Source organism: Salegentibacter tibetensis (assembly GCF_020164485.1).
GTDB classification, from domain to species: Bacteria; Bacteroidota; Bacteroidia; order Flavobacteriales; family Flavobacteriaceae; genus Salegentibacter; species Salegentibacter tibetensis.
Genome location: NZ_JAIQZA010000068.1, coordinates 1 through 4,835 on the forward strand (window position 1 = coordinate 1; position 4,835 = coordinate 4,835).

Genomic DNA, 4,835 nt, shown 5'->3' on the forward strand with positions numbered 1-4,835 from the left:
AGGAAAAAATACTGCTTAATAAGCAAAAAAGCTTGTTCAAAATGGCAAAAGAAATGGACATGGTAATCAGCTATAAAACAGCAACTTAAAAAATACGTCAATGGTAACTTGTTTCAGCTTCTAATATCCTTTACGAGTTAGATCCTGAAACAAGTTCAGGATGACGAATTATAACTTCACATTTAGCTTTTTCTTCCTTAAATCCTCACCGATCTAAAAATCACAAATCCAAAACCCACAAAAAGCATCAGGTGGAAAATAGCCAGGCTAAAATCATTCAGCATAAAAGCGCTGTAGAGTCCGAAGCCAAAATACAGCCATAAAGCGAATTCTACTGCAAGGCTAAACGAGAATTTCTGCTGAATATAAATATTGTTTTTCCAGGAGTCTTTAAGGGAACTTACGTTGAATTTCGGCGTTCGTATAAAAGCCGATTTTTTTCCAAAATGTCCTTCCAAAACCGCAAGTGAATTATGCACCGAAAATCCCATCGCCACGGAAAAAAATGTAAAAAACATTCCGATAAAGCTCAAAAAGCTTTTAAAACTTTTCCCGTGGATCTTTGCATAAGCAGTGTAATAGCATAAAAGAAAAATAACAGTGCTTACCAAAAAGAAGGCGACCAGGTTAAAATACCAGCTAAACTGCGGATTGTTATTTTTAATAAACAACACCGGAATGCTTAGAACCGCCAGAACCAGTATCACCAAAAACATACTGGAATTTAAAAGGTGAAAAAAAGCGTGAAATTTAGTGCTAAGTGGTACCGATCTATCTTTTATCAACTTTTTAAAATTCTTATGAAAATTTTCTGCAGCGCCCTTATTCCATCGAAATTGCTGGGAGCGGGCTGCACTTACCACTACCGGTAATTCGGCAGGTGTTTCTACGTCTTCCAGGTATTTAAACTTCCATTTTTTGAGCTGTGCGCGGTAACTTAAGTCCAGGTCTTCGGTTAAGGTGTCTCCGCTCCAGTTTCCTGCGTCTAAAATGCATTCCTTTCTCCATATTCCGGCCGTGCCATTAAAGTTGATAAAATGCCGTCCAAAATTACGGCCGGTCTGTTCCAGGATAAAATGAAAGTCCAAAGCGAAAGCCTGGATTTTGGTAAGCAAGGAATAATCCCGGTTTATATGTCCCCAGCGGGTTTGCACCACGCCAATTTCAGGGTTTTTAAAGTAAGGCACAGTTTGCAATAGCCAGTCTTCTTTCGGCAGAAAATCGGAATCAAAAATTGCGATAAATTCGCCTTTCACGATTTTTAAACCTTCTTTTAAAGCGCCTGCCTTAAAGCCGCTACGTTCTTTGCGGGTAATATGTTTTATATCGAGTCCATTTTTTTGGAGCTGCGCTACTAATATTTCAATTTTTTCAACCGATTGATCTGTAGAATCATCAAGAACCTGTATCTCCAGTTTTTCCCGCGGATAATCAATTTTTGCAATGTTTTTCAGTAGACGTTCCACCACGTAAAGTTCGTTATAAAGTGGAAGTTGAATAGTCACAAAAGGAATTTCAGCAGGATTTTTTAGATCAAATTTATCCGAGATATCCACCTTTTTTTTTGCTTTGAGATAATTCAATAACAACTGAAGCTGCGAAATACTATAGAAGAAAATGAGCAGCAGGGCAAGCGTGTATATGATGATAATGGCCAAATCCATTACTTGAAACTGTATTTAAAGATCCATCCAAGGATTTTGATTCCTGCAAAGATAGCACCTTTCACCGTGCCCGAAACTTTTGAGGTGCCAATTCTATTTTTGTAATGTACAGGAATTTCGGTGTAGGAAAATTCTTTTTTTAAGGCTTTTAGTTGCATTTCTACCGTCCAGCCGTAGGTTTTATCCTGCATTTCGAGTTCCCGCAGCTTATCGTATTTAATTGCCCTAAACGGACCGAGATCGGTAAAGCGGGCGTTGAAAAATAATTTCATCAATGAAGTGGCCAGCCAATTCCCAAATATCTGCGGAAAAGTCATCGAGCCTTTTTCCCGCCATTTTTTTACCCGGGCACCAATCACCAGGTCTTTGTTTTCTTCAATAATTGGCGCGATAATCTTAGTTAATTCTGACGGAAAATCGCTGTAATCACCATCCAGAAAGACAATAATGTCGGGTGTTGTTGGTTGTTTTGAGATATAGTCCATACCCTTTAAACAGGCATAACCATAACCTTTTCGATTTTCCTGAAGCACGGTTGCACCGGCGTTACTGGCATTTCCTTCAGTAGCATCGGTAGAGTTGTTGCTTACCACAATTATTTCCTGTACAAGCTCAGGAATTTCAGCAATCACTTTGGCAATGGATTCTTCTTCGTTGTAAGCCGGAATAATGACTTTTATCCTAACTTTTTGAAGCTTAGATTCATTAAGGGGGTAGTTTTCTGATTTATATTTCGTTTTGCACTGAGTTTCGTGATTTTTTTTCGGCATTACTTCGATTTCTGCTTTACCAAATCCATTAAATCAACATCATTTCCTAATAGAACTTCTTCAGAATTTATTCTTCCGTCTAAATCATCATTTTCGAGTTTTAACACGCCACGCGGGCAAACAGCCGAGCAGATTCCGCAGCCAACACAACTGGAGCGGACAATGTTTTCGCCTTTTTGGGCATAAGCGCGAACGTCAATTCCCATCTCACAATACGTAGAGCAGTTTCCGCAGGAAATACATTGTCCGCCGTTTGTGGTAATCCTGAATTTTGAAAAAAGTCGTTGCTGCATTCCTAAAATTGCCGCCATTGGGCAACCGTATCGGCACCAAACCCGGCTACCAAAAATCGGATAAAAACCAACTCCAATTACCCCGGAAAATACAGCGCCAATCAAAAAGCCATACCATTCCCTAAGTTGGTAACCGGCAAAGAAGAAAATATTTCCGTTTCCGCTTAAATAATTAATACCAATGATAGCCAAAATTATCACCAGATAACCAATACCTCCGTATTTCGCATCTTTTGCCAGTTCTTTGCGTTTAAAGATCATAATTATAGCAAAAAGCAAGGTGAGAAAACCGGCGGAACCCCAGAGAAAAACATCTTTGGTAAGCCAGAAATCATTTGCATTGTCGCCTAAAAATGAATATAAAACCGCGATGGTCATTACAGTTATGAAAACCAGAACACTATGAATAACCCAGCGCTCAATCTTCCAGGCATATTGAGATTTATTGGATAAGTGGCGGTAAGGATCGCCGGCGGTTTCTGCAAGTCCGCCGCATCCGCAAACCCAGCTACAATACCAACGTTTTCCGTATTTGTAAGTTAAAATAGGAGTAATTACGAAGATAGAAATCAAACCAAAAGCCAGCATAATTACGCCAATATTCCCTGCGGAAAGAAATTCGTTTATCTTATAATCGGTAAACAGATCGTAGTTAAGCGGCCAGATATTGGCAGGATTGTAATAAGGTTGATTGAGCCGAATTAAAATTTCCGGGATTAAAAATGCGAAACCCAGCTGAAAGAACATCACCGAAAAAGTACGAATTATCTCGTAACGATTATTGCGGTATTTCAGGATAAATTTATAGCCAAAAATGAGAATAGCCAAAGTGTAAAGCGTCCCGTAAACAAACCATTGGCTGGCCGGATTTCCGCTAATTAGTTGGCTTAAAGGATCGAATAAAGCCACGATTCCTGTATTGGCGCCATCGGGATTCAAGCCTAAATATTGCGGATACCAATATAAGACTATATAAAAAAGCGTGAGTGTTATTCCCAGGATCCAGGCCCAAAATCCGCGGCCTGTAAGCGATTTAAACCATACATCATCGTTTTTTATCCCGGCGTGTTTGCCTAAATAAAGGTCGTTTGCAAATATTACTGTTCCTAAGGTTATAAGTCCTAGCGACAAGCTTAGAAATAAAGTTTTATTCGGGAAATTTACGTTCGCTACAGCCAGCACTAATAAAAACAAACCAATCAATCCAATGCCGCTGGCGAGTTTTTGTTTTGTAGAAAGTTTTGCCGGTGCCTCTGCGGTGAGAGACATATTGTGTTCTAGTTTGCTCATATATTGTGCGTTAGACCTCACAGGTTTTTAAAACCTGTGAGGTCTGAATTTATTCTAAGAAAATATTTTTATCAAGCTCATGTATTTTTTCCTGTCTTTGAAAATGAACAGACGAAAAGCTAGCCCTATCATTAAAGAGCTCTATTACTTCATTTTCGCTCAAAAAGGAATTTCCCGTTGAAATTATTTTTGAATAAGAGGAATGTTTATAGTTGCAAAAATCTTTAATGATTTTATGTTTTTCCGGATTTAGATGAATGTAAAGAATTAAAGTTTTAAGGTATTCTTCATTTTCAATAATTTTCCTTTTGAATCGATCCTGAAATAGACTTCCTGATCGGTTATAAGCCTTATTTATAGCCTTTGCATACGCATTAAATAAATTTGAAAAAGCTTTAGAAATTTTTAAATCAGGAATATCAGTTTTTGTTTTTACTAAAATATGAAAATGATTTTTTATCAAACAGTACGCATAAATATTAGCTACAGGAATTAAATATTTTACAATAAGGCTTATGAAATATTCGTAATTCTTTTCCTCTAAGAATATAGACTGCTTGTTATTACCCCGGTTATAAATATGGTAGTACCTGTCAGCTATAATTGGTTCATATTTCATATTCTAAGGTGTTTAGACCTCACAGGTCTCTAAGACCTGTGAGGTCTGTTTCATCAAAATTCCTGTAAATTTTCTTTAAAACTTTTAAAAATTTCCTTTTCGTGGTGAGTATAAAACTCCGGATCAAAATTAGCTTGTTTTAGATTGGCAAGCACGTGATCTATTTTTCTTTCTTCGTTAAGCCATTGATCAAAAACAG

Annotated in this window: 4 protein-coding genes; all 4 read right to left on the reverse strand. The window is 37.7% G+C overall.

Annotated features, from left to right (window positions below; translation table 11 throughout):
• Window positions 1–197: 197 nt before the first annotated feature.
• The 4 genes from LB467_RS18375 to LB467_RS18390 are packed head-to-tail and all read right to left on the reverse strand — an operon-like array spanning window position 198 to window position 4,636.
• Window positions 198–1,664 carry a cellulose synthase family protein gene (locus LB467_RS18375; protein ID WP_224475605.1) on the reverse strand — a complete coding sequence of 489 codons (1,467 nt, stop codon included), beginning with the start codon at window positions 1,662–1,664 and terminating at the stop codon, window positions 198–200.
• Complete coding sequence (locus tag LB467_RS18380) at window positions 1,664–2,434, reverse strand: glycosyltransferase family 2 protein (RefSeq protein ID WP_224475607.1); 771 nt, start codon at window positions 2,432–2,434, stop codon at window positions 1,664–1,666. The genes LB467_RS18375 and LB467_RS18380 overlap by 1 nt, the downstream gene beginning before the upstream one ends.
• The gene (locus tag LB467_RS18385; protein ID WP_224475610.1) at window positions 2,434–4,017 is read right to left on the reverse strand and encodes a 4Fe-4S binding protein; all 1,584 of its coding nucleotides are present in this window, start codon (window positions 4,015–4,017) and stop codon (window positions 2,434–2,436) included. Before LB467_RS18385 ends, LB467_RS18380 begins: the two co-directional genes overlap by 1 nt.
• A gap of 49 nt (window positions 4,018–4,066) precedes the next feature.
• A complete protein-coding gene (locus LB467_RS18390) occupies window positions 4,067–4,636 on the reverse strand; it encodes a transposase (protein WP_224475612.1) in 570 nt (189 codons plus the stop codon).
• Window positions 4,637–4,835: the final 199 nt, after the last annotated feature.